This window comes from Undibacterium sp. JH2W, assembly GCF_049340425.1.
In the GTDB taxonomy this organism is placed as follows: Bacteria; Pseudomonadota; Gammaproteobacteria; order Burkholderiales; family Burkholderiaceae_D; genus Undibacterium.
The window spans coordinates 100,787-126,589 of sequence record NZ_JBMPOT010000017.1; the positions used below are offsets into that span (position 1 = coordinate 100,787).

Below are 25,803 nucleotides of genomic sequence, written 5' to 3' on the forward strand. Positions count from 1 at the left end.
GCCTTTCTTTTTTAATGCCGACATCAGCCAGCCTCAGGATTTCTGCTGGTACTGCGCAAAAAAACATGCAGAAATCTTTTTATACCCTTGCTCATTAGGGTGACCATCAATCCTCATGAAATCAGATATCGCCAGCGGGCAGGTCGTATAATTGATTTGCTGGCGTTTCAGCCTGTCTTCGACGTAGATGCTATCGGCATTCTTGCGACCAAACAAACCCGTTTCATCGCGCTGTGTCAGCAGTATGAGTTTTAATTGGGGATATTTCTGTTTCAATGCCTCCAGGGCCTTGAAATTAAGGTCAAAAAGTTCCTGTTCATCAACAAGTGCTGCATTCGGTTTTTTTAAGAAGCCTGCGTATTTCGAGATGACATTATAGGAAAATGAAAAATACCTGAGGCTCTCGGAGAAATCATGTTTGTTTAACCTGTCGTTGACATTGAATCTGTCAGCACCCAGCTTTACGATATCAGCATCAGTGCTCGTCTCATCTACCGGCCACCAGTAGTCTGTACGCAAATTGCAATTGCCATGATTCATGCATGGCTCGGATGCTTTCCAGAAAGTGGGGATAGGACGACGCTTGAAGTCATTGCTGATGGCGATCACCATGACATTCTTGATCTCGGCCTGGGTTTCCAGCCAGTCAGACAAGTACTTGAAGCTTTGTATGCCCATGCCTTGCAAGCCACCATTGACGATCTTGGTCGTGACATTTGCCTGCTGTAATTTATCCTTGCTGAGCCAGGGGCAACCGCCCTGGCCTTCAGTGAAGGAATCACCCAACACCAGCAAATCTATCTTGTCACCCGCCTTGACATTGGTATCGACCAGGCCAAAGTGATTGGTTTCAAAAGTGCATTTGTATTCCAGCCAGTTTATACCCGGGGAGAAATGGTAGGTGGCCGCACTGATGACTTTCGAGTTGGGCTGATAAGTCCACAACCCTTCCTCACCTATGGTGCGGGTAGAGTTTTTGCTCAGGAATAATTGGCGGTTATTCCAGAAATACTCACTGGGTTTGATAAAAATACCCAACACTTCAAACAGGGAAACAGTCAGCAGCAAAATAAGAAAAATCGACTTAATCCAGTTCATACTTACCTTTATAGTCTAGCAATAAGGCTGGATTTTGCAGCTCTTTCTTCAGTACGCAGTTACCCACGACCAACACTTCTATCTCTGTCCCCATGAAACAATGGAAGGCATCTTCCGGCGTGCAGACTATAGGTTCTCCACGTACATTGAATGAAGTATTCACCAGTACCGGGCAGCCCGTTTTTGCCTTGAATGCCGAAATCAGTCTATGGTAGCGTGGGTTGGTTTCCTGATGCACGGTTTGTATTCGCGCAGAATAATCGACGTGAGTCACCGCCGGGATTTCTGATCTTGGCACATTCAGCTTATCTATGCCAAACAGTGATTTTGCACTCTCAGGCATGACGAGCTGCTTGTCCTTGGCGACTTCTGCCACCATTAGCATATAGGGGCTGTCGGCGTCTATCTGGAACCATTCCCGCACGTCTTCGCTGAGAACACTGGGCGCAAACGGGCGGAAGGATTCGCGGTATTTGACTTTAAGATTGAGTTGCTTTTGCACGGTCGGTGAACGTGGATCAGCAATGATGGAACGGCCACCTAAAGCCCTGGGACCAAATTCCATGCGTCCCTGGTGCCAGCCCACTGCCTTGCCATCTGCCAGGGCTTGCGCCGTGACTTCAAATAATTCATCGTCGCTTAACAAATCAAACACTGCCCCCGCCTTGCTGAGGCGGCTGACCGTATCTTCGTTGGTAAATTCAGGACCGAGATAAGCGCCCTTCATGCCATCCGTGGTAGCGACTTTTCTCTCTTGCTGCAACATCATATGCGAGACTGCCAGGGCCGCGCCGATAGCGCCACCAGAGTCACCAGAAGCAGGCTGCACCCAGATATGATCAAACAGCTTCAAACCCAGCAACTTGCCATTGGCGACGCAATTCAGGGCAACGCCGCCAGCCAGGCACAAGTTTTTCAAACCGGTTTCTTTGCGTATGCCTTGCGCCAGCTTGATGACGACTTCTTCGGTAATGGCCTGGACTGAGGCAGCCAGGTCCATCTCTCTTTGCGTCAGCGCCTCCCCCTCTTTTCTGGGCGGGCCACCAAAAAGCTGGTCAAACTTTTTGTTGGTCATGCGCAAGTCTGTGCAATAACTAAAGTAATCCATATTGAGATGGAAGGAGCCGTCGTCCCTGATCTCTATCAAATGTTCTTTAATTAAATCTACATACCTGGGTTCACCATAAGGTGCCAGGCCCATGACCTTGTATTCACCCGAATTGACTTTAAAACCTGTGTAGTAAGTGAAGGCTGAATACAATAAACCCAGGGAATGCGGGAATTTGATTTCTTTATGGACTTGCAGCTGATTGCCCTTGCCTATCGCCAGGGAAGTAGTCGTCCATTCACCGACGCCATCCATGGTCAAGACGGCTGCTTCTTCAAACGGCGAAGGAAAAAAAGCCGACGCAGCATGGCTGAGATGGTGCTCGGAAAACAGGAGCTTGGCCGACCAGTCCACCTCCTTGCCCAGATGTTCAGAGAGTTCATCTATGATCATCTTTTTCTGGAAAAGCTTGTCCTTTAACCAGACCGGCAGCGAGGTCAAAAAGCTTTGGAAACCGCGGGGTGCAAACGCCAGATAGGTTTCAAACAAGCGCTCAAATTTAAGAAAAGGCTTGTCATAAAAGACCACATAATCGATATCGCTGATCTGTAGATTTGCCTGACTCAAACAATACTTGATAGCCTGCACCGGAAAGCTTGCGCAATGCTTTTTGCGGTTAAAACGCTCTTCCTGGCCTGCGGCAACGATCTCGCCAGACATAACCAGACAGGCCGCAGCATCATGGTAATACGCAGATATGCCAAGGATATTCATTAATTAAAACAATGTATAGATGAACGGAGCGATGACAGATCCCTGGGCAAAAATCAGCAAGACCCCTATCAGCACGCAAACAATAATGATGGGGGCCAGCCATAGTTTTTTGCGCATGCGCAAAAAAGCCAGCATTTCTTTAAGAAAGGAAATCACGCAAACCTCAAAATTGATTTTTAAATGAGTCAGATGCCGGACCAGACGGGTCACGCACTATCCAGTAGCTGCTACGTTTGTCTGACCGCATGCGCAACTCATCGCGCTTGAACAGGCGCATGATGATGGCGATGGGAGTCAGCAAGACAAAGAAGATCAGGCCCAGGAATAGTGGGTTGATAATGCGCCCCATGGTTTGCCCCAGCCAATACCAGGCTTTGTTCAAGGGAGCCAGCTTGCCAGGTGCGATCAGGGTAAAAATCGCAAACAAGGCACTACCCGCTACGCAAGAGATCAAGGCTGCCTGTTTCCATGCATGGAAATAGCCATAGATAGCCAGCGCCAGCAAGACCGCCGTAAACAGCAGCCCGAAACTTCGCTCTGATGGCAGGCTGCCATGTTGATTGTTGTCCATTTTCTCTTTCACCGAAATTCAAGTCTTGGCCAGGTACGTCACATTGTTCCTGGGGCTCCAGCCTGGTGGCATGAAGGGATACAGGATACGATCCTGCCAATTATCGGCCTGCCACATGTCCCTGGCCAGCAAATACAGGTCGCCAAAATGCGCATCAAGGAAACTGGAGGAATTGACATTCCTGACAAGGCCATAGTTTATCCTGGTTCCATCCGGCACATCTCTATAGGTGCCAAACACGCGATCCCAGATAGGCAGGGTATTGCAATAATTGGTATCGATAAATTCTGCATCGCTGGAATGATGTATGCGGTGATGCACAGGCATCAGGAACAGGGTATCGAGAAGACGCCAGCCTGTCTTGCCGGATTTCCACAAGCGCTCTTCCACATGGATAAGGCCACCCCAGGAAAAATCGATCGCCATGCAAAACAGCAGTAAATGTATATCCAGGCCCAGCAGCGTACCTATCGATACCCTGACCAATTGTGCATAAATGCCCTGCATCAGGGTATTTGAATAAATCAGTATCAGGCTCATATGCTCAGGGGCATGATGAGGGGCGTGAAAACACCACAGTAACCTGACTTTATGACTGGTGTAGTGGAAAATGAAATGACTGAATTCCCACACCAATAAAGCCAGAACAAAGGCCCACCAGGTATGCGGCAGCTGGAAAAAAGCATAGGGACTTAATACCTTGATACACCAGGTGCCTATGTCCAGACTGATAACCAGCCCCAGCAGACGATTGAAGATATGTATCATCGCTGGTACCTTGACGATACCAAACACTTGTTTTTTGCTCTGGAGTAAAACCAGCAAGACGACTTCTATCACCAAAAAGATGGGCAGCAGCGGGGGGAGCAGCAAATTAAGCTGTGCGACGATGTCCAGCCGGCCAAATGCTTCGTACCAAGGCGTATGCGCCTGCTGACTTTGTTGCAAAAAGTCTAAAATTGCTTTCAGATGCAAGAAGTCAAGGAATGAGTGGAACATAAGCCAGCCGAAATTGGGCATTTTGCCATAAACCAATGAATCATCAAAGCAGCAATTCCGTATAGCAGCAAGCTGCCTGGAACTTCTACAGAGCCAGGCTGTAAATAATGCCTGCTTACAAAAGCCCGACATGTAAAAAAGGCATAGACTTCAGATAAGTATATGTCTGGCTATATTCATGCCATGGCATGACTTGTGCATGGCAGATCATGTACAAGTCTTTTGTTATTCAATACTTTCTGGACGAGGGATATACAATGAGCAACACACCTGCCCGTGTCACAGCCACCACAGCAGCGCTGGAATTCATCGGTACGCTACAGGCCAAATACGGTCCCTTATTGTTTTTCCAGTCTGGCGGTTGCTGTGATGGCAGCTCGCCCCTGTGCTATGCCAGGGATGAATATGGCATAGGCGATGCCGACGTCTATCTCGGTGATCTGTCTGGCACACCGTTTTACATGGGTAGCGAGCAGTTTGAATACTGGCGACACACACAACTGATTATCGATGTCGTGAATGGCATGGGTGGCATGTTTTCTCTGGATAATGGCACAGGCCGGCGCTTTTTGACACGCTCACGCCTGTTCACGGATGAAGAAAATGATTTGCTGAGTAGTACTGTATTGCACGGCCCGCAATAGTTTCACTCGTTTTTCCAGCTGGCCTGCTTGCGGTAAATCGTATTACGCGATACTCCCAGTGCCTTGGCAGCAGCAGTGACATTACCCTGATGCTGTTGCAAGGCCAATTGTATGGCATCCATTTCCAGCGCATCCAGGCTGGCTGGTTTTGTCGATCTGGGCAGGACCAGCGGTGCTGTCGTCAAATCCAGGTCCTCCAGGAAATCCTCAGCCAGGTGTTCGAGACGGATTTCCATATCGGCATCTGTCATGACGATGGCGGTGCGCAGCAAATTGGTCAGTTGCCGGAAATTGCCAGGCCAGCCATGCGCATGGAAGACTTGCATGACTTCTGGCGCAAGCCGGTATTGCCTGCCTTCGCTTTCTGTTGCCAGTACTTTGCTGATGACGACATCCAGGTCCGAGCGTTCACGTAGTGGCGGCAAACGCACCACCAGGCCATTCAAACGGTAATACAGGTCATCCCGGAATTCCCCTTTGGTTATCATCTCGCGCAAATTGCGGTTGGTGGCGCAGATCAGGGCCAGGTTGACGGGTATGGATTTATTGCTGCCCAGCGGCGTCACCATGCGTTCTTGCAAGACTCGCAGCAAACGCGCCTGCAGGTTCAAGGGCATGTCGCCAATTTCATCGAGAAATAGCGTTCCGCCATTGGCTTGCAGTATCTTGCCTATATTGCCCTTCTTGCGTGCCCCGGTGAAGGCACCATCCTCATAGCCAAACAACTCGGATTCAATCAGGGTCTCTGGTATGGAGGCGCAATTGACTGCGACAAAGGGGCTGGATTTGCGTGGAGAATCATTGTGTACCGCCTGGGCCAGCAATTCCTTGCCAGTACCGGTTTCACCTGTCACCAGGATGGAAATATCGCGCCCCAGGACACGCTGGAGTTTATCGATGGCACGGGCGACCTGCTCATCGCCAGTGTCGAGATAATGCAGGCTGGACAATTTGCTCTTGGCCTCCACCACCTTGGGCAAGCGGGCATTATCCAGCACATGCCTGGCCGCAGCTGGCTGAGGCTTGAGGTTCTGGCTTTTGGCATATACCCGCACGCCATTGTGCAGGCATAGCGTCAACAAACCCGGAGTAGCCGTGCGGTAATGCGCATGCAGGGCAGATACCGGCAAGCCAAACAGGGACGAAAAAGTGTGGGCCTGCAAGGCAGACATGGATAAGCCCAACTGGAACAGGCCACTACGACTGGCCGACAAAAAACGGCCCTCGCTGTCAAAGCAGGCTATGCCTTCCATCAGCGTCCCCAGGAACTCAGGGCGGCTATGGAAACTGAGCTTGATCGCATCCTGGAAAGAAGAGGCAAATAATTGATTCTCTATCATCTGCGCCGACATGCGCACCAGGGCCATGGTGTGCTTGTGGAAGTTGTGCTGGTCGCCAGTGACATCCAGCACGCCGATAACACTGCCCATGACGTCAAAAATAGGGGCAGCAGAGCAAGTCAAAAAGCTATTGGCTTCCAGGTAATGCTGGTCTGCATGGACGATGGTCGGTGATTTTTCGGCTATCGCCGTGCCTATGGCATTGGTGCCCTTGCTGCTTTCTGACCAGGCCACGCCAGGGCTGAGTGCCACCCTGTCGGCTTTTTCGAGAAAGTCCGCATCACCCAGAGCGTGAATGATGAGCCCATGCACATCGGTCAGGATGACCATGTTATGGGTATTGACTATCTGCTCATACAGGTTTTCCATGACCGGCAGGGCATGCTGGTGCAAGACGCGGTTTTGTGCGAGTAAATCGGCCAGATCGCTTTTACCCAGGGGACCATAATCGGGCATGGCAGTACGCGGGATGCCGTAAGCGGCTGAGCGCTCATGGGCTTGCTCTATCTTCATGCGGGCTGATGACGCAGGGCTTATGCCAGGGCCTGGCTTTACTTGCTCTGTAAAAATTCCAGTGTCACGCATGTGCATACGGGTCTCCAGCAAGATGGCATTTGTCTGCTCCAAGCTGTTAATGTAGCACTAATGAAAACTAAAATCGAAGAAGCTTATTACTCTATTTAATAAATTTCCAGACTTGGCTATTTCCCCTTAGGAACAGACAACCAAGACAACCCAGGCAACCCAGGCAACTGCTTCAAATAGCAATTCTTCAAACCAGCATAATCATAATAAAAGCTGCCTGGTGAGATTTGCGCCGCATCGCAGGCTGGCTTGAAATGGCTTTCTTTCTCGTTATAGTATATTTTCACCAGCATATGTCCCTGGGCATTACGGTAGGCATCCCACTGTATATTGGCTGCCATGGGTGCCACAAGCTCACCGCGCCAGGGATTATTGGCATAGTCATACAGGGTATTGCCTGGCAATTGGCTGGCCATGCCCCTGATACCCAGGAGGGATGCCATGGGGATGACGGTTTCTGCATGGGCGAAGCGCAACTTGGCCACATGTGACAGATTCGATTTGGCGACCACATCAAGTTCATCAAAAAAAACCTTGAGCAAGCTGCCTGTATTGCTGACACGGTGTTTACCCTGCTCAAGTGCCGCGATAAAATCGCGACTTGAACAAGGCTTGCAAGACGACCTGTGCAGCCACGGCCAATTGCGGCTGGCTGAGTATGACCTCTTCTTTATCGCGCAGTTCACTACTCTAGTTATAGCGCTGGTAAGCCTGGCTGGCCTCATAGATGGCAAACAAAGGGGCACCAGGGTTGCTGACCTTGTCTTGAGTAGCACTGAGTTTGTGGAAATACAGTAAAAAGCGGTCTGTGCCTAGCGGGCGTGATTGATGATCCTGTTCTGCCGCCGGTGCCAGCGAGGGCGGATACACGACGAGCTTTTGCAGGCTGGCCTGTTGCCGTATGAGTAACGGTACAAAGAAATAGCCACTGTCTACGGCCCTGTCCTTGCCTGAAGTCAGGACCATGATTTTCCTGGTTTGGGCCTCACCTGTTGTATCTGCGGCAGCATGGAACAAGGCTGGCAAGCGCTGGTACATGTGCGCTGCCAGTTGCAAATGCTCATCTATACCTTGCTGGCTTTCATTGCCATAACCTGGTTTGCTGATGCCCTTAATTGCCATCCTGGAAATCAGGCAATTTGCGCATGCCCCTGAGGAAGCGCAATCATAGGGAGCGAATATGACGAGGCAATGACCCTGGACAAGCAGGAAATGCGTGTGCAACAGTCACTGGCAGCGAGAAAAAGCATTGCCAAACCACCCATATTCTGTCCATGATGCAACTGGGTTGGCAGGCAGATCAGCGACAATGAATAGTGCTTTCCTCTATAATGTGAGTATTCGTAATAATTATTGAATTGAGGAAGATAGCCATGAGCGACGTACAAAGCTGGATCAAAGAAACTGTCACTGCAAACCCTGTGGTTTTATTCATGAAGGGTACTGCCCAATTTCCGCAATGTGGCTTTTCTGGCCGTGCGATTCAATTGCTGAAAGCCTGTGGCGTGCAAAACATGGTCACCGTGAATGTGCTGGAAGACCCGGAAGTTCGCCAGGGCGTCAAGGATTTTTCCAACTGGCCTACCGTACCGCAGTTGTATGTCAAAGGTGAATTCATCGGTGGCTCTGACATCATGAATGAAATGTTTGACAACGGCGAATTGCAGACTTTGCTGAAAGACTAAGCAAGGCATGACTGAAGTCGCTGCCACTAAGCGCCTGATTGTTGCCATCACTGGTGCAACAGGTGCGATCTATGGTGTGCGGCTATTGCAAGTCTTGCGCAATATTCCTGGAGTGGAAAGTCATTTGCTGATTTCTGAAGCAGGAGTACTGAACCTGCACCAGGAAATGGACTTGAAGCGCAAGGATGTAGAAGCCCTGGCCGACGTAGTCCACAATGTGCGCGATGTCGGTGCCAGCATTGCCAGCGGTTCATTTTTGTCAGATGGCATGATCATCGCGCCCTGCTCGATGAAAACCCTGGCAGCCGTGGCCCACGGTTTGTCCGACAACCTCATTACCCGTGCTGCTGATGTGGTCTTGAAAGAACGCCGCCGTCTGGTCCTGATGGTGCGCGAAACCCCGTTCAACCTGGCGCACTTGCGTAATATGACAGCCGTCACGGAAATGGGCGGCATCATCTTCCCGCCCCTGCCCGGTTTTTACCACCGCCCGCAAAGCATAGAAGAAATGGTCGACCATACGATTGGTCGCGTACTCGATATGTTTGCCTTGCCGCATGAGCTGACTCCACGCTGGCAAGGCATTAGGGATTCTTAATACCTATCCATGATGAGCTGGGTCTTCAGCGAATCCTCGGCCACAAACCATCCACGCGAAATCAGATAGGCTTGCAATTCATCATGTTTGGCAGAGGCTATTGCGTCGCTCGTGGTCTTGAATGAGGCCTCGACGATGTAGTCAGTGCCTGTACCCGTCTGGTTCAGGATAGGCCAGACTTCTATGTACAGCTTGAGGCCACTCCAGGTACCGACTGAGCGCTTGGCCAGGATGGGGCCATACTTGCGCGAGTTATCGAGCATGGATTTGCCCCAGCCGCTATACAACCAGTTGTCCATCTTGCCGGGTATATTCTTTTTGAGCAGGCTGCGGGCATCGCTGCTCGGTGGTAGGTCCATGCCGCTATAACCGGATTTGCTATCTGTCTTGCTATTGGAAATACTCAGGGTTTTCTTTTGATAACCCCATTCAATCTGGGCTTCATAATTCTTTTCAGTGGAATCAAAACCTTCGGCATTGGCTTTGTACAAGGCTTCAGTGATATTGCCATTGTCTATGGCATAGCGCTTCTTGTAGGTCAGCTCAAAATCACTCTCACCTTCGGTCTTGCGTATCCGAGCTATCCAGGTATTGTTGTAGATATCCCTGGCATTGGTATCCATGAACAAGACATTCATCTTGGTCACAGATGTAGGCATATTGAAAGTAGCAAGTACCGTGCTCTTGAGCTTGTGATCGCTGTCCAGAACCACGTTCGGGTTCATCAGCAATTTCACTTCATAGTCGGGCACCATATTGCTGGCAGCGACTGCATTACTCAGTGGCAGCAGCAAGCTCAAAGCGATACTACATAAGCTGTTACGAACGACAGACTCGATCATGATATACACCCCATCAATTTTGGTGGGCACACTATAAAAGCCAATTGTGACCCTTGCATTACGACAGCACTGTCACGGCTGCGTCACATGCACCTTGTACATTCGCGGGCAAGAATTTTCACGCAAATTTACGTACTCAAGAGGTCATATCAAATGAAGCAAAGTAGCAAAAACCTGATGCTGAGCAGTCTGGCGGCAGCCATGCTGCTGACTGCCTGCGGTGGCGGCAACAACAATACGGCAGTCGCCCCAGCCACACCTACACCTGCGCCAGTCAATGGCATATTCCTGGATGCAGCAGTAGAAGGACTGGATTACTCCATCGCTGGCGGTAGCAAACTCAGCACATCTGCTACTGGCGGTTTTAATTGCAATGCTGGTGACACCGTCGCCTTCTCTGTTGGCGGTATCGCCCTGGGTAATGCGCCTTGCGCAGCAACTGCAACACCATTGACGCTGGCCAGCTCCAGCAATGTCAAGGATGACAGCGTGGTCAATCGCCTGCTCTTCCTGCAATTGCTGGATGAAGACAATGATGTTGCCACTGGCATCAAAATACCTGCTACAGCGAAGACTGCACTCGCTGGCCAGACGCTGGACTTCAATGCCACTGCTGCCAACTTCAATACGGCACTGACCGCAGTATTAAACAAACTGCCAGCGAATTACCAAAAACTCAGCGTGGATGCAGATCGCCGCACCCTGGTACGCGAACATTTTGAAGACACCATGGCATCCAAGCTGGGCACACCTGTTGTTGATACTGTCACGCAAACTAATGCCCTGGGCACGGTCAGCGCCAGCGTCACGCGTTATCAGATACAGGCAGCAGATAAATTCTTTGTGCCGTATGAAGGTAGCAATGCTGCAGTCAAGGCAGAATTCCCCAAGGGCTTCTTGCCATCCTATGGTTCTGGCCTGACTTTCAAGGGCAAGGCTGCTGATGGCTCGCTGGAATTCTATGGCATCACTGACCGCGGCCCTAATGGCGATGGCCCCAAGGTGCCTAACTCGGTAGTGACACCTGGCGCTACTGGCACGAGTGACGCCAAATTCTTCCCCTCTCCCAGCTTCACGCCTTCCTTTGGCCTGATCAGCATAGGCAAGGATGGCGCTGTCCTGAAATCCAGCACACCCATCAAGTTCAGCCCTACCATCAATGCATCCGGCCTGTCTATCGCAGCGGGTAAGCTGGGCTCTTCTGCTGAAGTGCCCTTGAATGATGCGGCCAAGTATGATGCCACCAGCAAAACCACCTTCAGCGACTATGGCCTCGATACCGAATCCATCGTCTATGATGCGGCACGTGGGGTAGTCTGGGTGTCGGATGAATATGGCCCATTCATTTTGAAGATAGATATAGCCACTGGCATCATTCAGAAAAAATACCAGCCAGGCACAGGCGCTGGTGATTTGCCTGCAGTCTTGTTGAAGCGCCGCGCCAACCGTGGCATGGAAGGTCTGTCACTGGAAGTCGCTACTGGCAAATTGAATGGCTTTATCCAAAGCCCACTCGATGATGGCAAGGCCAATTACATCGTGCCCGGTGCCACTGCAGCGACCAGTGAAAGCACCAAGGATTATGCCAAATTCAACCGCTGGGTAGAGTTTGACCCAACGACAGAAAAAACCAAACTGTATGCCTACCCCATAGACAGCACACAATACACCGCGGGCAAGACTGGCAATGCCAAACTGGGTGATATGGTATCGCTGGGCAATGGCAAATTCATCGTCATAGAACAGGGTACAGACCCAAATGGCAAGGCCTTCAACAAGCTGATGCTGGTACAGGTACCGAGCAATGCGACTGATATCGCCAACATGGGCACAGACCTGGAAAAAAGCAGCATGACAGGTGCAGCAGTCAATGGTGTCAACTATGCGGACATCGTCCTGCTGAAAAAGACGCAGTTGTTTGACTTGAACAATGCAGGCTGGCTGGCAGAAAAAGCCGAAGGTCTGGCCCTGGTCGATGAAAACACGCTGGCGTTGACGAATGATGATGACTTTGGCATGAAGACCGTGATTGTTGATCCTACGGGAGCCATCGTGCTGGGTGCGGATGTCACCAAGTGTACGGTCGATGCCAATGGCGCATTGACGACAACCGCAGGTGCCCTGGGCTGTACCGCCGGCAACACCATACGCGTTGGTCGTGGTGCGGATACTGAGCGCCCTAATCGTATCTGGCTGTTCAAGTTCAGCAAAAAACTGGCTGACTTCAATATCCCTTCCTGATATTGTCCAATCGATAGAAAGCCGCTGTGAGTTTAACAACTCACAGCGGCTTTTTAATTCAATACCATCTCTTGTGACAGGTAGGAATACACCGCCGACACCCGGCGCAAATGCCTGGCCTCTGTATGCGTGAGCAGCCATAACTCGGTCTGGCATTCATCCAGAACATCTGTCAGTTGCACGACATCTTTGCGCCCCTGCGCCAGGAATAGCGGCAAGATACCCAGACCCAGGCCCTGCCCCACCAGTTCCGCTACTGTGAGTATGCTATTCACCTTATAAGTCGCCTGCAGCCCGGGGAAGTGTTTCTTGCGCCATAGTACGGAAGGATGCTCGGGCAAGGCATCGTCAGGTGCTATCCAGTGATGACGCTGGGCGATGTCGGCGTCAAAGTGTTTGATCTTGCTGGTCTTGCCTGCATACAAGGCCACCCGTATCGGCCCCAGGTGCTTGCCTATCAAATGCTGGGGTGGCCGTTTGCTGGCACGTATGGCAATGTCGGCATCACGCCTGGTCAGGCTGGCCAGTTCATTACCTGCATACAAATCCAGGCTCAGTAAGGGATGTAGTAATTGCAGGTGCTTCAAGACCGGTGTCAGCAAGCCATGCAAGATCGTATCTGTGGTGGTGATACGTACTGCGCCTGCCACTTGATCGGGTTGCATTTGCATGGCAGAGCGGGCTGCTTCAAGTTGCGCCTCCATTTGCTCGGCATGCACAGCCAGTTCCTGCGCCAGTTCATTGGCTTGATAGCCTGTGCGCGAACGTTCAAACAAGCGCTGGCCCAGACCCTTTTCCAATTTTTGTATGCTGCGAAATACGGTGGAAGCATCCAGTGACAGACGTTCACCCGCCTCGACCAGTTTGCCGGTACGTACCAGCGCCAGCACTACTTCCAGGTCGGCTGCATTTAAACGGTATTGCGTTTTTGCATTCATGCTTTGCTTTTATGCCTATTTTCATTGCAAGTACGAAATTCTATATTAGCGCCATTCATCACTTTTTGGAGAATAAAATGAACCCATCAAACATCTCAGGCAGCCATGCCTACGGCATCACTTTGCTACGCATCAGCCTGGGCATCATGTGGATAGCCCATGCCTTGCTGAAGTTGTTTGTGTTTACCCTGCCCGGTACGGCACAGTTTTTTACCAGCATAGGTTACCCGGGTTTTCTGGCCTACCCCGTGTTTGCGCTGGAATTACTGGGTGGCATAGCGCTGGTGCTGGGTATTTACAGCCGCCAGGTGGCGCTGGCACTGGTGCCCATCATGGCTGTTGCTGCGACAGTGCATTTTGACAATGGCTGGGTACATACCAGCCCTAACGGTGGCTGGGAATATCCAGTGTTTCTCGTCATGACATCAATCGCCGTCTGGCTCCTGGGTGATGGTGCTTTTGCCTTGCGCAGCAGCCGCCGTTTTTCACCGGCCTGAGTGCAGGAGTAGCAAACATGAGCAAATATATATTGATCAGCCACCCGCTTTGCCCCTATGTGCAAAGGGCGGCGATCAGTCTGATAGAAAAAGACCTGGCTTTTGAACGTGTGGACATAGACCTGGCGAACAAGCCAGACTGGTTTTTACAGATATCCCCACTGGGCAAAACGCCAGTACTGGTCGTCGATGGGAAAGCGGTTTTTGAATCTGCCGTGATTTGTGAATACCTGGATGAAACCACGCCATCCAAAATGCACCCCGAGGAAGCCTTGGAAAGAGCAATGCATCGCAGCTGGATAGAATTTGCCTCTGCCACCTTGAATAGCATAGCAGGTTTCTACAATGCCACTGACGAGCGGGCGCTCGCCATCAAGGTCGCTGAATTACAGGGAAGATTCTCCATCCTGGAAAGCCATCTAGGCGCAGGCCCCTATTTCGCAGGCGATCATTTCTGCATGGTGGATGCCGCCTTTGCACCTGTGTTTCCTTACCTTGAGGTGTTTGAACAGATAGCTGATTTTGCTTTCTTTGCCTATCTGCCCAAACTGACAGCATGGCGCAGCGCATTACAGAAACGTGCGTCGGTGCGCAGTGCCGCCCATGAAAATTATGCGGCTTTATTGCAGGAATTTTTGCGGGCGCGTGGTTCTGCTTTATCACGTCGCATGCAATAAAAAAACGGTGCAGGTAAATCTGCACCGTTTTTATTTTTCGCGATCAAAGAATCAGAGATTGTTTTTCAAGAATTCCCATTTGGCTTTTTGCAGCGACCACATGGTCCAATCGCCACGCGGCCCGTGGCCTGCGCCTGGATACAATTGCAGGCTATAGTCCTTGCCATTCTTGATGAGTTCATCAATGAACATGATGGTATTTTGCGGATGGACATTGTCATCCATGGTGCCATGCATGATCATGATCTTGCCACTCAAATCCTTGGTGGCTTTCAACACGCTGCCCTTGTCATAGCCTTCTGCATTATCTTGCGGCAGGCCCATATAACGCTCGGTGTAGACACTGTCATATAAACGATAATCCGTCACGGGTGCACCGACAAAACCTATTTTCCATGCCTTGCTATGTGTCATTGCATACGAAGTCATATAGCCGCCATAACTCCAGCCATTCAGGGCTATCCTGTCCATGTCAGCCCAGCCTTGTTTGCGCAGCCATTCCAGGCCATCGAGCTGGTCTTGCAATTCCAGTTGGCCAAATTTTTTGTGTATCGGCCAGGCGCTGACGATACCCTTGTTGCTGGCACTGCGGTTATCCAACACCCATACCACATAGCCTTGTTGCGCCAGGAAGTGGTGCCAGAGATTGCTATTCCAGCGGTCCACTACTTGCGGGGCCATGGGGCCGGAATACAGATGCTGGTACACCGGATATTTCTTTTTAGGATCAAAATCCGGTGGCAGGAAAAGCAGGCTTTCCATCAAAAAACCATCGCGCGACTTGATTTGCTGCTGCGTGACTTTAGCAAGCTTCAAGCCCTGCATTTTCTCAGGCATGCCGACATCATCGACCAGTTTCAGCGATACGCCTTCGGCATTGAATACGGCTTGCCTGGGCGGCTGTTTGATACTGCTCCAGCTATCAATGAAATGGGCATAAGCACTATTCCAGCGCGCGTTGTGGCTGCCAGACTCCGTCGTCAGTCTTTGCAGCTTGCTGCCATCCAGATTGATGGCATACACATCATTGCCTATGGGGTTGCGCTCGTTCGCCAAGAACAAAACCTTGCCCCTGACTTCATCGACACCATAGACCGTGCGTACATCCCAGTCACCCTGGGTGATCGCACCCTTGAATTGATATTGCTGGTCGTAGCGATACAGGTGATGGTGACCAGTGCGGTCAGATTCCCAGACAAAACTGCCATCTTTCAAAAATTGCGGCAAAGGCAGACGCTCAGTCCAGGCCGGGCTGCTTTCGCGCAACAAGGGCTTGCTGCTGTACTGGGCGTCATACAGACGCAAATCCAGCCAGGTTTGCACACGGTCTTGCCAGGATGCCAGTAACTTGCCATCGGGTGTCCAGCCGACTTGTACGATCAGGGTTTCCTTGCCTGTATAAGGGTTTTCTGTCCAGCTGGTTTTGCCCGCCATATCGACGACACCCAGCTTGACTTGCGGGTTGGGATCACCAGCCTTGGGGTAACGCGTGCGCTCAGTCTTGACAGGTTGTACATGGTCACCGCTGAGGGTATAGACCGGCACCTTGCTTTCATCAAAACTCAGGTAAGCGATTTTCTTGGAGTCCGGCGCCCACCAGAATGCGCGCAATTTACCACGGCCATAAATCTCTTCCATATAGACCCAGTCCAGGCGGCCATTGAAGGTGGTTTCATTACCACCTGTGGTCAGGCGTTTTTCTGTACCAGTGGCGACATCGGTCAGGTAGATATCATTACCTTTCAGGTAGGCGACGGATTGCAGATCGGGTGAGAGTATCGCTTCATCTTCCGCCTGGTCCGGTGTATGTGTCAGCTCTTTGACTTTACCCTGCTGCAAATCCAGCAACCACAAATCATTTTTATAAGTGAACAGATAAGATTTCAAGTCTGGCTTGAATTGCGGTGTCAGCTTGTCGACCTGGGCCTTGGCTTCTTTTTCTGGTATGCCTGCGGTTGTCATCATCGCCAGGATATTGCCATCCATGCTGAGCACCTGTTTGTCCCAGGTCGCAGGATTCACCACAAATTGCTGGACTACACCATCCTTGCTTTGCGTTTCTATCAAGCGGTTTTGCGCATCCCAGGCCAAGCGTGTCAGTGGCCTGGTATCGAATTTTTCTTTTTTTGTTGGGTGATACAACATTTCCAGGCTGAGCATACCATCCTGTGCTTGTGCGGCACTGGCTGCAAGTACAGGACTAATCACCAACAACATAGACGCGATACAAGTTCGCATAAAACTCCCAGACCGTAAATTTAAGAAAGATTAAGTCAAAGTCCTGCCCTGGTATCTGGCAGCCAGAGATTCTGACCGTGCCCAGCTTGAGCAGTTCATGAAAAAACAGTTTATGGAATAAATATGTTTGAGACGAAAAATGAATAGAAAAGAAAAAACCCACCGTTATTACTAACGATGGGTTTTTAATTTGGTGCGACTGCCGGAATCGTAAATTACCCATAAACAATTGATATATATAAGTATTTTTTTCCAAAAAAAACATTATGGATTAAATTATGGATAATAAAAATATCTACTTAATAGATAGAAACTAAATTTGAATATCTATCCCATATTCTAAGTAGCACTATCTATCTCAATCTTAAAAAGAAATATATCTAAGGCATCGCGAACATTTTATCCTGGAATCACGCCAGGAATGTGGATTCGCAGAAATATGAAATGACATATCGACAATAATGCGCTAAACATTTCAAGCTTAAACACATACGCGACTTCCACAACTTATCTAATTCAACGCCGCCTTGCCAGTACGGAGTTAACCACGTCTTTTTGTAATTGCCAAACGTATCAGTTGAGGTAGATCGGCGGGACCATTCGCACCTGAAAGGTATGAAATGCCTCGATGCAAATGTAACCGAAAGTAGTGGGCGAGTGCGTCTTTTTTTTGTGCAACACCATCTTCCTCAGCGCGAACCAACAACAATCCCCAATAAACATCTTCGGCACCGCCCGTAAAGGTTTTCCATGTCATTTCAACTGAACTGTCGGCAGGAATTACTTCTTCAGGCGGGCGAGTTGGTTGGTTAATTGAGAGACAAAATGCCCATCTGCATAGAACGTTCCAATTTGAGATGCCCGTACGTCTTTTCATAGTTATCAACTGCATCTTGGCTTTTTCGGAAAGTCGAATATTTTCAATGGGAGTCATACGTTCATCTCAGCAAAAGCAGAAGGAAAGTAGCTATCGACGAATCGAGAAGTGTTTGCTAATTCGTCGTGTTCAATAAGATAATGCCGTCCAACAAAGGGGCGCAACTGTTCTTGGTATGTACCAACAACCTCTTCATCAGTCGATAAAAGAATGACCTGATGACTCGCGGTTGGAAAATAATTTTGAACCAAAGTACCGCGATGCTTGCTGTCGAGCCTACTAAGTGGGGTATCGATTACTGCCGGCAAATATCGACCAGACGCATGAGCAAGTGCCCAGAGAGTTGCAACTGCCAGTAGTTGACGTTCACCGGCTGATAGCCTATGTGCAGGCACAAGCTGCCCTGAGAGATTGGTGACAGAAATTTGGAAGGACTCAGTGTCAATGGAGATGCCGTGTACAAGGGATCTCTTCCTGATGAGGCGTTGGAAACATTTCAGAATCGAATGCTCTAATCGTTGTAAGTTATTCGCCAAAAGACGATCTCGGAAATTCGCCAATACCTCGCGCGCCCTAGACGAATGATTTATTACGCGCCTTGAAACCTCGTCGCGAGTTAACTGCTCGCCTAGTCTTTCTGCCTCACGTTCCGCTTTTGCTTGGAGTCGCTCCAAATTATTGCGTATTGTTGCGATCTCAGAATCCAACAAAATGACAACTGCCTGAAATTTAGCTCGATCTGCACGGCATATCTCCATTTCTTGCTGAACCTGCGCAACCTCGGTATTGGCTGGAACCGCCGCTAGATTTCGTTCGACAGCGGCTAGGTGCTCATCAACATCAGAAAGAGACTTTAATGCGTGCATCGCAACGCGTGCCATTGCCTGAGTCGCTTCGTGGCTGAATTGGTTAAGAATTTCTTCAGAGATTGCGCTCGTTTGATCTGCTGCTTGATAGCGATGCTCGCGATCCGCTCTAAGATGAGATCGCAATTTCAATAAGGTATCCCGCCCAACACCAAGCGTTTTAATAAATTTTTCAATATCAGCATCTCTTGATTCTGCTTCTACTTTTAGAATGTCGATATTGCCATTTTGTCTGGCTTTCATTGCTTTTGAAACGGCGACGTCGAGCGATTTCGTCGGAATCATTAGTGGCAGTGCGCCTGCGGCCAACATTCTCAGCTCATCCTCGAGCGCAATTTTTTTCGTTTGATAGTGTAACTGATCAGAGATAAGTCGGTCGCGCTGCATGAGAAGATCACCGCCTAAACGCTTGAACTCTGCCATTACCAAGGCTTCTTTTTTTTCTACACCGTCGAGCTCGTTTTGAATCGATGCTCGTTTTAACACATTTAATTCAAGCGACTGACGCATTTCGTTGCGTTGCGACTCAATGGTCTGCAATATAGATTTGTCGCTTTCAGACGCCGTATCAGTTTTACGTTTACGCTCTACCTGCTGAAGACTACGCAATAAGCTTTCAACCAAATCAATACCTAGTAGTGAGTGAATCCCCACTCTGAGCAAGGTAGCTGAACGCTGCGGATCAGCAAGGGCCTCAATTTTTTCTCCGTCGAAAAAAAATAAATCCGCGATTTGTGAGGGCATGAAATCCTCAACAAATTCCACCCAACGCTCCGAAGCGACTAAATCATGCTCTCCATCGCGGTAAACTTCAAGATTTTCTTTAATACTATCACCACGCTTTTGCCATGTTCGAGATATACGAATGTGCGTGTCTTGTCCGTTAGCACGGGCACGAAAGGCAAACTCTACACCAGCTCCCTGATGTGGGGATGCGTCTCGATTAATCATCGAATCAAGATACTCTGGATAACCTACGCGCTCCCGCCCTGAGCAGCGTGCGCTTTTCCCATAGAGAGCAAGCTGCATCGCATCCAAGAATGTTGTTTTTCCAGATCCATTTAACGCGCCAATCAATACAATTGGGCGCTCGGCAGTGACGTCCAAATCAATTCGGTGCTCACCTCGATAGACACCAAAATTATGTAAAACCACTTGTTCAAAGATCATACTTCGAGTTCCTGAGCTGATTGTTCATCTGGCATATAGAAAATAATGTCGGCAGCGTCACGCATCTGGTACATCAGCTCATTGCCACCAGCTTTTCGTTGAAGCGCGAAATCAAGCGCTTCCTCCTCGTTAACAAAGGATCGTGTCTCGAGAATATTTTCTAGATCACCGTGAAGGCCAACACGTCGAACTGCACCGCGGTAACTGTGCTGGACGCCTAACTGATCGCGCAAAACACCAAATAACAGTTGCGTGGAATCTCGCGGCCCACTTTGGGGAGCATCTATTGCCATGCTCATGCAAACTTCGCGTAGTAAGCGAACGTCTTCTGGTCTAAAAGGAGTTGTCTCATCCAATTCAGGACTTGGGTAAATTTGTCCGGTTGCCCTTAAGAAAATATCAGGCACGGAGTCTTCGAATTCACGCTTCTGGATTACCCATATTCTGCGGATTTCCTCAAGTTCCTCCATCGAAAGAATAGAAAATTCTGAAACGGATTCTGGCAAATTTTTACGAATAGTTTCCTGGGCTCGCAACAGTTCTTCGAGCATAGTTTCTCGATAGTCTTGCGTATACGGCCCGTGAACCAAAACCGCGACTTTTTCTATTTCGTAGATCGTTTCATGCTTTGCATCACCACTCGTCTCGATGGTGCGTGTTTCTCGAATAAGTACCCTGCGATTTGGCATTGGATAAGCGCCCATACTTATAACGACTTGCATGCTACGCGAGTCGATTTAAAAAAATCTCAGCCACATATCACAAAAATGGAATCAGGCAATTCTTCTACCTGATTACCAGTCAATTCCCCTCTTCTTGTTAGACCTCCAAACCAAGGAATCTTCATGGATCACAACATCTTCTTTTCGCTCGTCAATGCTATCCTCACGATCTTCACTGTTGTGATTTACCACCCGCTCCTGAAAGCTTCCAGCGCCGATGAGCTGCACGACGCTATCAAGTCTCGCCCTATGCTGGCAAAGGCAGTCGCCCGTAAGAGCAATCGCAGTTATCTCCGGGTTTGCCTGTATTTCTGCATTTCGCTGATCACGTATATGTTCATAGCCGTCCGCGAGGATGTCAATATGGACTTTGCTGCATTTACGCTGTTTGTCCTGTTCCTGGTATCCCTGTCCAGAGTATGGATGCTGAGAATGATGCTAGGCAAACCCTGAGTTCGTTTTACCCTTTATGTAGTCCGCTCAACTATTCCGTCACAGCATCGTTTCTCCTCCTGATCGTACCCTTCCCTCTCGCCTCTTTAAACGACATCTCAGGTCAGATATCAACACGTCCGGCAAGCAGTTTTACAACTTCGTTCGAACTATTGATCTGAACAGAAACCAGATTCAAAAAAATATCAGTTACATATCACCTCCCTGGCATCTGGCGATATCCATCGCCGGATGCGTTTATGCCCTGTCTTCTCAAGTCAACGGATACAAAGGAAACCCATGACTGCAAACATTTTTTTACCTTGCTCAATTTCAGCATTGCCATTTCCCCGGCGATCCTGTTCACCCCAGTCTTCATGTCGAAACGTTTAATTGATCTGGAAGTTTCTCTACAAACCCGTCCGCTGCTGGAAAAGACAGTAGCCCGTCCGGCTACCCACTTTATTCCCGCACAATTACGTACTTCCTGGCTCCAATGATCGCCTATGCCTTCATTGCCATCGGCGATGAAATGGGTGCTGTCATGGATGCGGCGTTGCTCTCGGTGTTCATCTTGTCTCTAATTTTCCTGGCAAGAACCTGGGAACTGCAACAAACCCCGGGCAAACCAGCCTGTCAGTATGTTTTCCTCCTCGCCCTGCAACAAAAAGAATTTTGCAACTCATTAACCAACACCTCACTTATTTATCAGGTGTATCTATTAACGTTTAGATGTACTTATTAACTTTTAGAAAGAAACGCATGACAGAAGAATTCATCCAGACTCACTCAGAATCGGAACTGATCTGCCCACGCTGTGGATCAGTCCATATACAAAAACGTAATTTTGGAAAGAAAGCCGGAGGAACAATTGGAACAGTCGCCGGTGTGACCGCCGGTGCTGCCAGTGCTATGGGTGGCGCAGAACTTGGCGCAGCCGTCGGCGCGATTGGCGGCCCACTCGGTTTCGCCCTCGGCAGTCTGGCCGGAGCCATTCTCGGCGGCCTGATGGGCGGGGCTGCTGGTTGTTCGGTCGGGACTTCACTCGGTGAAGTGGTCGATAACAAAGTGCTTGATAACTATCATTGCACCACCTGTGATTTTAGCTTCAGCGTCCGATAACCTTTACTCATCCTCGCTTCGGTTCACTGGCTTATCGCTCCATTGACTCATCGATTCACCGGATCACTTCGCTTTTTCGCTTTTTCCCCTTTTTTACTATTTCTTGCATGCACCTGTCCTGCTGTTGTCTGACAGCGGCTTGTCTGCGTACATCTCTATTTATTCAGAAAGATTTTTATGGCACACCTCATCGAAACCATGGCATACGTCAACGAAGTTCCCTGGCATGGTCTGGGTAATCAACTTACAGCAAAACAACCTATCGAAGTCTGGGCTAAACAGGCTGGCATGGCATTTGACATCAAGGAATCTCCTGTTCGCTTTATGACGGAAAGTGCCGGTAGTCTGGGTGCGAACATGACTTTCCCAGAGCAAAAAGTACTCTATCGCTCAGATACCAAGGCTGCCTTGTCAGTCGTCTCTAGCCGTTACCAGGTCGTGCAACCCCGGGAAATCCTGGAGTTTTACCGTGACCTGACGGAAGTATCCGGGTTCGAGCTGGAAACTGCCGGTGTCCTGAAAGAAGGCCGCAAAGTCTGGGCACTGGCTAAAACCAATCAGTCAGCTACGCTCAAGGGCAATGATGTCGTGAATGCCTACCTGCTGCTGGCAACTGCCTGCGATGGCAGTCTGGCGACGACGGCTCAATTCACCAGCATAAGGGTGGTATGCAATAACACGCTGGCTGTAGCACTTAATAATAGTAGTGGTGCAGTCAAGGTGCCGCACAACACCAACTTTGATCCGCAGGCCGTCAAGCGTCAGTTGGGTATTTCTGTCGCTTCTTGGGATGCTTTCATGTACCGCATGAAAACCCTGTCCGAACGCAAAGTGAAATCACATGAGGCAATGAATTACTTTCTGCGTGTCTTCACTGATCCCAGCAATACTGCTTCCGGCCTGACCAATGAACGTGCGATGAAGAAGGTACAGGAGCTGTATGACGGCCAGGGCAAAGGGGCAGAACTGAGTTCATCCAAGGGAACAGCATTTGGTTTGCTGAATTCTGTCACGGAATATGTAGATCACCAGAAAAGAGCACGCACCACTGACCACAGGCTGGAATCAGCCTGGTTTGGTCAGGGTGCAACTCTGAAACAGAAAGCGCTGGACCAGGCTTTGCAAATGGTGGCTTGATCATACCAACCAAACACTACTCCCCAGCCCGGTAGCTTTTGCTCACCGGGCTTTTTTGCCTATGACACCGGGCATGAATCCCATCTTACTTATTTTCCTTAAACCCGATGCCATTCAATTCAACCATGGAGGCTTGTATGTCTGTCGCAGAAAAAACCGCTTTACCCAAATCCAGCCGCCCTGCCCTGAAGCTGGTTAAAACCAAAGAACTCAGTCGCGATGAATGGCTGACTGTACGCAAACAAGGTATAGGCAGCAGTGATGCTGGCACAGCCGTTGGTCTGAATCCCTACCAGTCGCCACTGGAACTATGGATGATCAAGACTGGCCGCGATGCCGATTTACCGAAGATTGATCCTAATGATGAGTCCAGCCCAACATACTGGGGGACACTGCTGGAGCCCATCGTGGCGGCACATTACACGAAACGCACCGGTAACCGGGTACGCAAGATCAATGCTGTGCTCCAACATTCTGATCCTGACAAGTCATGGATGTTGGCAAATATTGACCGTGAAGTGACTGGTGCAAGCGATGTGCAAATCCTGGAATGCAAGACTGCCGGTGAGTTTGGAGCAAGGCTGTGGCGTGATGGCGTACCGGAATACGTGGAATGTCAGGTGCAACATCAATTGGCAGTCACTGGTAAAGCCGCAGCGGATGTCTGTGTGCTGGTCTGTGGGCAAGAAGTCAGGATTTATCGCATAAAGCGGGATGACGAGCTGATTGCAAAGTTGATCGCGCTGGAAAGACAGTTCTGGCATTACGTGGAAACAGATACCCCGCCTCCCGCAGATGGTTCAGCTTCGTCTGATCTGGCTTTGCGTTGCCTGTATCCGCGTGACTATGGTGATGCACTTGATCTGATACAGGACAGGGGCATGTCTTCTGCCTTCGCCGATCTGGTTGTAGTGCGTGAACAAATGGCAGAACTGGAATTGCTCGATGCACAGTTGAGTCAGAAGATACAGGAGCGAATGGGTGAAGCCAGTACTGCCTTCTTTGAAACTGGCCGGATCAGTTGGAAGCGTGCCAAGGACAGTATCAAAATCAATCTGGACAAGCTAATTGAAGACCAACCGGATATTGCCACACGCTATCCCCTGGTGAAACCAGGTAGTCGGCGGTTTCTACTCAGGCCCAATGTGGCGTCCTGACACTGGCTCAGCAGCAGAGGGCAAGCTTGTTTGATTAAATTTTTATATTAACGTCGGAGAACTGTTTATTAACGATTGGAGAATTTCATGATTAAAGGTCTAGCAATTACTCCGCCCATTCTCGGGCGGATTTCCATTGGTACAGTAATGGAAAAGAATGGCAAACGCCTGCCGGTAAAAGATGATCAGTTCACGATCACGACGCAGGCGCAAAGCCGAGAGGGATGGATCAACCATCCCCTCAATGAAGAGTTACGAAGAAAACCTGGAAATGACAAGCTACGCTCTATACCTGTGAGAGTGCTTTTCAATGAACCAGACCTGAACTTGCGAGCAGAATACAGTTTGTTTGACCGCCAGTCTGGTCGGCCTGTATGCATGGGCAATGGCGAGACCTGCCGACGAATCACGGAAAACGGTATGCAAACCCTGCCCTGTCCTTCGCCTGATGGCTGCGAACTGGCTGCCGGTGGTGCCTGTAAACCCTATGGAAGATTGAATGTCAGCATAGGGGATGAAGATGAACTGGGTAGTTTTATCTTCAGGACGACGGGATTTAATAGTATCCGCTGTCTCTCAGCAAGGCTCAGCTATTACCAGGCAGTGTCAGGCAACCTGCTGGCGTGCCTGCCACTGGAGCTGCGGCTCAGGGGGAAAAGCACGACGATGAGTCATCGCTCACCCATTTATTACGTAGATTTGACGGTGCGGGAAGGGTTGACGCTGGAGGGAGCAATTGCACAAGCCAGGGAACTGGATGCACGGCGTAAAACGGGGGGATATGACCAGGAGGCATTAGATGCTGCTGCCAGTCTGGGATTTCGGAATGGGGCTTTCGAGGAGAGTGAGGAGGATGCTGGACTGGCGGAGGAATTTTTTCCTGTGGCAGTAAGCGAAAATGACGATGTTCTTGCAACGACACTAGAAAGTGGCAAACCATCTATTGCCTCTTTACTCTCGAACAAACCAAGCCTTCGGGAAAAGCTGCACAACAAGGTCATTTCTTCGACTGATATGTAAAACTTAAAAATCATTGCTCGCATTTACGTAATTAATGTTTTTCCTTAGAGAATCCATTAATCAATTGCCTGATAACGCTGAGCAACATGGCACGATTTTCGTCGGTAAGTCCATCCAGTAGATCGGCAATCTTACGTGCTTGATCCAATTGCCGGTTAGATGCGTCGACTAAAAGTTCCTCAATACCACAATCAAAAATCTCTGCCAATTCAGCTAAACGGACTACCGTCGGTACCGCTACACCAGTCTCTATGCGCGATACCGCTTCACGGCTAATCCCTAATAACTCGGCAACTTTTTCCTGCGATAAGCCAGAAGCAGTCCTTTTATTGGAAAGTGCTTTCCCGATAGCTTTTACAAACGAGGATTTTTGATTCGTGTCCATGTGTGACCTTTTAGTAAGCACCTCATCAGCCCCGTCTGTACACCGGCATAAAAAACCCTCAAAGTAGTTCCCGTTACATTTTAGCGGGAGCTACTTTGGAGTTATTAGACACACCGGTCCGCAGGAAGCGGCGCCCTAAC

28 protein-coding genes are annotated in these 25,803 nt (G+C 49.6%); 13 read left to right on the plus strand and 15 right to left on the minus strand.

Features of this window, described 5'->3' with window-relative positions; translation table 11 throughout:
* Nucleotides 1–33 precede the first annotated feature (33 nt).
* The 5 genes from ACO0LC_RS23035 to ACO0LC_RS23055 are packed head-to-tail and all read right to left on the minus strand — an operon-like array spanning nucleotide 34 to nucleotide 4,439.
* The gene (locus tag ACO0LC_RS23035; RefSeq protein ID WP_423007511.1) at nucleotides 34–1,098 is read right to left on the minus strand and encodes a hypothetical protein; all 1,065 of its coding nucleotides are present in this window, start codon (nucleotides 1,096–1,098) and stop codon (nucleotides 34–36) included.
* Nucleotides 1,085–2,920 carry a carbamoyltransferase gene (locus ACO0LC_RS23040; protein ID WP_423007513.1) on the minus strand — a complete coding sequence of 612 codons (1,836 nt, stop codon included), beginning with the start codon at nucleotides 2,918–2,920 and terminating at the stop codon, nucleotides 1,085–1,087. Before ACO0LC_RS23040 ends, ACO0LC_RS23035 begins: the two co-directional genes overlap by 14 nt.
* 3 nt (nucleotides 2,921–2,923) lie before the next feature.
* A complete protein-coding gene (locus ACO0LC_RS23045; protein ID WP_423007515.1) occupies nucleotides 2,924–3,076 on the minus strand; it encodes a DUF5989 family protein in 153 nt (50 codons plus the stop codon).
* A 7-nt stretch (nucleotides 3,077–3,083) separates the two neighbouring features.
* Nucleotides 3,084–3,491 (minus strand): SxtJ family membrane protein, encoded by a 408-nt coding sequence (locus ACO0LC_RS23050; protein WP_423007517.1) that lies wholly within the window; start codon nucleotides 3,489–3,491, stop codon nucleotides 3,084–3,086.
* 18 nt (nucleotides 3,492–3,509) lie between these two features.
* Nucleotides 3,510–4,439 (minus strand): sterol desaturase family protein, encoded by a 930-nt coding sequence (locus tag ACO0LC_RS23055; RefSeq protein ID WP_423007519.1) that lies wholly within the window; start codon nucleotides 4,437–4,439, stop codon nucleotides 3,510–3,512.
* Nucleotides 4,440–4,747: 308 nt separating this feature from the next.
* Here ACO0LC_RS23055 and ACO0LC_RS23060 point away from each other — a divergent pair, with 308 nt between their 5' ends.
* On the plus strand, nucleotides 4,748–5,134 hold the full coding sequence (locus ACO0LC_RS23060) for a DUF779 domain-containing protein (RefSeq protein WP_423007521.1): 387 nt from the start codon (nucleotides 4,748–4,750) through the stop codon (nucleotides 5,132–5,134).
* Nucleotides 5,135–5,136: 2 nt separating this feature from the next.
* Here ACO0LC_RS23060 and ACO0LC_RS23065 read toward each other — a convergent pair whose 3' ends face one another.
* The 3 genes from ACO0LC_RS23065 to ACO0LC_RS23075 form a co-directional block, all read right to left on the minus strand.
* Nucleotides 5,137–7,059: a sigma-54-dependent Fis family transcriptional regulator gene (locus tag ACO0LC_RS23065; RefSeq protein ID WP_423007565.1), complete on the minus strand. Its 1,923-nt coding sequence runs from the start codon at nucleotides 7,057–7,059 to the stop codon at nucleotides 5,137–5,139.
* A 116-nt stretch (nucleotides 7,060–7,175) separates the two neighbouring features.
* Nucleotides 7,176–7,601, minus strand: a complete 426-nt coding sequence (locus ACO0LC_RS23070; protein ID WP_423007523.1) for a hypothetical protein — start codon at nucleotides 7,599–7,601, stop codon at nucleotides 7,176–7,178.
* Nucleotides 7,602–7,749: 148 nt separating this feature from the next.
* Nucleotides 7,750–8,181 (minus strand): hypothetical protein, encoded by a 432-nt coding sequence (locus tag ACO0LC_RS23075; protein WP_423007525.1) that lies wholly within the window; start codon nucleotides 8,179–8,181, stop codon nucleotides 7,750–7,752.
* 251 nt (nucleotides 8,182–8,432) lie between these two features.
* Between ACO0LC_RS23075 and grxD the strand changes: the two genes are divergently transcribed.
* Both grxD and ACO0LC_RS23085 read left to right on the plus strand, forming a co-directional pair.
* The gene (gene grxD, locus ACO0LC_RS23080) at nucleotides 8,433–8,744 is read left to right on the plus strand and encodes a Grx4 family monothiol glutaredoxin (RefSeq protein ID WP_423007527.1); all 312 of its coding nucleotides are present in this window, start codon (nucleotides 8,433–8,435) and stop codon (nucleotides 8,742–8,744) included.
* Between the two features lie 7 nt (nucleotides 8,745–8,751).
* Nucleotides 8,752–9,342: a UbiX family flavin prenyltransferase gene (locus ACO0LC_RS23085; protein WP_423007529.1), complete on the plus strand. Its 591-nt coding sequence runs from the start codon at nucleotides 8,752–8,754 to the stop codon at nucleotides 9,340–9,342.
* On the opposite strand, the gene ACO0LC_RS23090 is transcribed toward ACO0LC_RS23085, so the two are convergent.
* Nucleotides 9,339–10,184 carry a hypothetical protein gene (locus ACO0LC_RS23090; RefSeq protein WP_423007531.1) on the minus strand — a complete coding sequence of 282 codons (846 nt, stop codon included), beginning with the start codon at nucleotides 10,182–10,184 and terminating at the stop codon, nucleotides 9,339–9,341. The genes ACO0LC_RS23085 and ACO0LC_RS23090 overlap by 4 nt on opposite strands.
* A 153-nt stretch (nucleotides 10,185–10,337) precedes the next feature.
* On the opposite strand from ACO0LC_RS23090, the gene ACO0LC_RS23095 reads away from it, so the two are divergent.
* Nucleotides 10,338–12,425, plus strand: a complete 2,088-nt coding sequence (locus ACO0LC_RS23095; protein WP_423007533.1) for an esterase-like activity of phytase family protein — start codon at nucleotides 10,338–10,340, stop codon at nucleotides 12,423–12,425.
* A gap of 53 nt (nucleotides 12,426–12,478) precedes the next feature.
* Here ACO0LC_RS23095 and ACO0LC_RS23100 read toward each other — a convergent pair whose 3' ends face one another.
* Nucleotides 12,479–13,363, minus strand: coding sequence for a LysR family transcriptional regulator (locus tag ACO0LC_RS23100; RefSeq protein ID WP_423007535.1), 885 nt, complete (start codon nucleotides 13,361–13,363; stop codon nucleotides 12,479–12,481).
* A 77-nt stretch (nucleotides 13,364–13,440) separates the two neighbouring features.
* Here ACO0LC_RS23100 and ACO0LC_RS23105 point away from each other — a divergent pair, with 77 nt between their 5' ends.
* Together ACO0LC_RS23105 and ACO0LC_RS23110 are read left to right on the plus strand one after the other, a co-directional pair.
* The gene (locus ACO0LC_RS23105) at nucleotides 13,441–13,860 is read left to right on the plus strand and encodes a DoxX family protein (RefSeq protein ID WP_423007537.1); all 420 of its coding nucleotides are present in this window, start codon (nucleotides 13,441–13,443) and stop codon (nucleotides 13,858–13,860) included.
* Between the two features lie 17 nt (nucleotides 13,861–13,877).
* A complete protein-coding gene (locus tag ACO0LC_RS23110; RefSeq protein ID WP_423007539.1) occupies nucleotides 13,878–14,537 on the plus strand; it encodes a glutathione S-transferase family protein in 660 nt (219 codons plus the stop codon).
* A 51-nt stretch (nucleotides 14,538–14,588) separates the two neighbouring features.
* Here ACO0LC_RS23110 and ACO0LC_RS23115 read toward each other — a convergent pair whose 3' ends face one another.
* From ACO0LC_RS23115 to ACO0LC_RS23130, 4 genes are all read right to left on the minus strand, one after another.
* Nucleotides 14,589–16,775: a S9 family peptidase gene (locus ACO0LC_RS23115; protein ID WP_423007541.1), complete on the minus strand. Its 2,187-nt coding sequence runs from the start codon at nucleotides 16,773–16,775 to the stop codon at nucleotides 14,589–14,591.
* A 541-nt stretch (nucleotides 16,776–17,316) separates the two neighbouring features.
* Nucleotides 17,317–17,709 carry a DNA sulfur modification protein DndE gene (gene dndE, locus ACO0LC_RS23120; protein WP_423007543.1) on the minus strand — a complete coding sequence of 131 codons (393 nt, stop codon included), beginning with the start codon at nucleotides 17,707–17,709 and terminating at the stop codon, nucleotides 17,317–17,319.
* Nucleotides 17,706–19,688 (minus strand): DNA sulfur modification protein DndD, encoded by a 1,983-nt coding sequence (gene dndD, locus ACO0LC_RS23125; protein ID WP_423007545.1) that lies wholly within the window; start codon nucleotides 19,686–19,688, stop codon nucleotides 17,706–17,708. Before dndD ends, dndE begins: the two co-directional genes overlap by 4 nt.
* Nucleotides 19,685–20,410 (minus strand): hypothetical protein, encoded by a 726-nt coding sequence (locus tag ACO0LC_RS23130; RefSeq protein ID WP_423007547.1) that lies wholly within the window; start codon nucleotides 20,408–20,410, stop codon nucleotides 19,685–19,687. The genes dndD and ACO0LC_RS23130 overlap by 4 nt, the downstream gene beginning before the upstream one ends.
* A gap of 123 nt (nucleotides 20,411–20,533) precedes the next feature.
* On the opposite strand from ACO0LC_RS23130, the gene ACO0LC_RS23135 reads away from it, so the two are divergent.
* The 7 genes from ACO0LC_RS23135 (at nucleotide 20,534) to ACO0LC_RS23165 (ending at nucleotide 25,278) form a co-directional block, all read left to right on the plus strand.
* Nucleotides 20,534–20,863 (plus strand): hypothetical protein, encoded by a 330-nt coding sequence (locus ACO0LC_RS23135; RefSeq protein ID WP_423007549.1) that lies wholly within the window; start codon nucleotides 20,534–20,536, stop codon nucleotides 20,861–20,863.
* Nucleotides 20,864–21,219: 356 nt separating this feature from the next.
* Nucleotides 21,220–21,342, plus strand: a complete 123-nt coding sequence (locus ACO0LC_RS23140; RefSeq protein ID WP_423007551.1) for a hypothetical protein — start codon at nucleotides 21,220–21,222, stop codon at nucleotides 21,340–21,342.
* Nucleotides 21,339–21,587, plus strand: coding sequence for a hypothetical protein (locus tag ACO0LC_RS23145; RefSeq protein WP_423007553.1), 249 nt, complete (start codon nucleotides 21,339–21,341; stop codon nucleotides 21,585–21,587). The genes ACO0LC_RS23140 and ACO0LC_RS23145 overlap by 4 nt, the downstream gene beginning before the upstream one ends.
* A 17-nt stretch (nucleotides 21,588–21,604) precedes the next feature.
* Entirely contained in the window at nucleotides 21,605–21,964 is a 360-nt protein-coding gene (locus ACO0LC_RS23150; protein WP_423007555.1) for a hypothetical protein, read from the plus strand.
* Between the two features lie 177 nt (nucleotides 21,965–22,141).
* The gene (locus tag ACO0LC_RS23155; protein ID WP_423007557.1) at nucleotides 22,142–23,101 is read left to right on the plus strand and encodes a DUF932 domain-containing protein; all 960 of its coding nucleotides are present in this window, start codon (nucleotides 22,142–22,144) and stop codon (nucleotides 23,099–23,101) included.
* A 137-nt stretch (nucleotides 23,102–23,238) separates the two neighbouring features.
* Nucleotides 23,239–24,258 (plus strand): YqaJ viral recombinase family protein, encoded by a 1,020-nt coding sequence (locus ACO0LC_RS23160; protein ID WP_423007559.1) that lies wholly within the window; start codon nucleotides 23,239–23,241, stop codon nucleotides 24,256–24,258.
* Nucleotides 24,259–24,345: 87 nt separating this feature from the next.
* Nucleotides 24,346–25,278, plus strand: coding sequence for a hydrolase or metal-binding protein (locus tag ACO0LC_RS23165; RefSeq protein ID WP_423007561.1), 933 nt, complete (start codon nucleotides 24,346–24,348; stop codon nucleotides 25,276–25,278).
* Nucleotides 25,279–25,309: 31 nt separating this feature from the next.
* On the opposite strand, the gene ACO0LC_RS23170 is transcribed toward ACO0LC_RS23165, so the two are convergent.
* The gene (locus ACO0LC_RS23170; protein WP_423007563.1) at nucleotides 25,310–25,663 is read right to left on the minus strand and encodes a helix-turn-helix domain-containing protein; all 354 of its coding nucleotides are present in this window, start codon (nucleotides 25,661–25,663) and stop codon (nucleotides 25,310–25,312) included.
* Between the last annotated feature and the right edge of the window lie 140 nt (nucleotides 25,664–25,803).

What these genes read in the sequence shown, in the direction of transcription:
- ACO0LC_RS23035 (WP_423007511.1), bottom strand. Translation starts at nt 1,098, where the DNA reads ATGAACTGGATTAAGTCGATTTTTCTTATTTTGCTGCTGACTGTTTCC.
- ACO0LC_RS23040 (WP_423007513.1), bottom strand. Translation starts at nt 2,920, where the DNA reads ATGAATATCCTTGGCATATCTGCGTATTACCATGATGCTGCGGCCTGT.
- ACO0LC_RS23165 (WP_423007561.1), top strand. Translation starts at nt 24,346, where the DNA reads ATGATTAAAGGTCTAGCAATTACTCCGCCCATTCTCGGGCGGATTTCC.
- ACO0LC_RS23115 (WP_423007541.1), bottom strand. Translation starts at nt 16,775, where the DNA reads ATGCGAACTTGTATCGCGTCTATGTTGTTGGTGATTAGTCCTGTACTT.
- dndD (WP_423007545.1), bottom strand. Translation starts at nt 19,688, where the DNA reads ATGATCTTTGAACAAGTGGTTTTACATAATTTTGGTGTCTATCGAGGT.
- grxD (WP_423007527.1), top strand. Translation starts at nt 8,433, where the DNA reads ATGAGCGACGTACAAAGCTGGATCAAAGAAACTGTCACTGCAAACCCT.
- ACO0LC_RS23065 (WP_423007565.1), bottom strand. Translation starts at nt 7,059, where the DNA reads ATGCGTGACACTGGAATTTTTACAGAGCAAGTAAAGCCAGGCCCTGGC.
- ACO0LC_RS23130 (WP_423007547.1), bottom strand. Translation starts at nt 20,410, where the DNA reads ATGCAAGTCGTTATAAGTATGGGCGCTTATCCAATGCCAAATCGCAGG.
- ACO0LC_RS23155 (WP_423007557.1), top strand. Translation starts at nt 22,142, where the DNA reads ATGGCACACCTCATCGAAACCATGGCATACGTCAACGAAGTTCCCTGG.
- ACO0LC_RS23060 (WP_423007521.1), top strand. Translation starts at nt 4,748, where the DNA reads ATGAGCAACACACCTGCCCGTGTCACAGCCACCACAGCAGCGCTGGAA.
- ACO0LC_RS23170 (WP_423007563.1), bottom strand. Translation starts at nt 25,663, where the DNA reads ATGGACACGAATCAAAAATCCTCGTTTGTAAAAGCTATCGGGAAAGCA.
- ACO0LC_RS23160 (WP_423007559.1), top strand. Translation starts at nt 23,239, where the DNA reads ATGTCTGTCGCAGAAAAAACCGCTTTACCCAAATCCAGCCGCCCTGCC.
- ACO0LC_RS23075 (WP_423007525.1), bottom strand. Translation starts at nt 8,181, where the DNA reads ATGGCAATTAAGGGCATCAGCAAACCAGGTTATGGCAATGAAAGCCAG.
- ACO0LC_RS23150 (WP_423007555.1), top strand. Translation starts at nt 21,605, where the DNA reads ATGACAGAAGAATTCATCCAGACTCACTCAGAATCGGAACTGATCTGC.
- ACO0LC_RS23050 (WP_423007517.1), bottom strand. Translation starts at nt 3,491, where the DNA reads ATGGACAACAATCAACATGGCAGCCTGCCATCAGAGCGAAGTTTCGGG.
- ACO0LC_RS23105 (WP_423007537.1), top strand. Translation starts at nt 13,441, where the DNA reads ATGAACCCATCAAACATCTCAGGCAGCCATGCCTACGGCATCACTTTG.
- ACO0LC_RS23135 (WP_423007549.1), top strand. Translation starts at nt 20,534, where the DNA reads ATGGATCACAACATCTTCTTTTCGCTCGTCAATGCTATCCTCACGATC.
- ACO0LC_RS23110 (WP_423007539.1), top strand. Translation starts at nt 13,878, where the DNA reads ATGAGCAAATATATATTGATCAGCCACCCGCTTTGCCCCTATGTGCAA.
- dndE (WP_423007543.1), bottom strand. Translation starts at nt 17,709, where the DNA reads ATGACTCCCATTGAAAATATTCGACTTTCCGAAAAAGCCAAGATGCAG.
- ACO0LC_RS23140 (WP_423007551.1), top strand. Translation starts at nt 21,220, where the DNA reads ATGTCGAAACGTTTAATTGATCTGGAAGTTTCTCTACAAACCCGTCCG.
- ACO0LC_RS23145 (WP_423007553.1), top strand. Translation starts at nt 21,339, where the DNA reads ATGATCGCCTATGCCTTCATTGCCATCGGCGATGAAATGGGTGCTGTC.
- ACO0LC_RS23095 (WP_423007533.1), top strand. Translation starts at nt 10,338, where the DNA reads ATGAAGCAAAGTAGCAAAAACCTGATGCTGAGCAGTCTGGCGGCAGCC.
- ACO0LC_RS23100 (WP_423007535.1), bottom strand. Translation starts at nt 13,363, where the DNA reads ATGAATGCAAAAACGCAATACCGTTTAAATGCAGCCGACCTGGAAGTA.
- ACO0LC_RS23090 (WP_423007531.1), bottom strand. Translation starts at nt 10,184, where the DNA reads ATGATCGAGTCTGTCGTTCGTAACAGCTTATGTAGTATCGCTTTGAGC.
- ACO0LC_RS23085 (WP_423007529.1), top strand. Translation starts at nt 8,752, where the DNA reads ATGACTGAAGTCGCTGCCACTAAGCGCCTGATTGTTGCCATCACTGGT.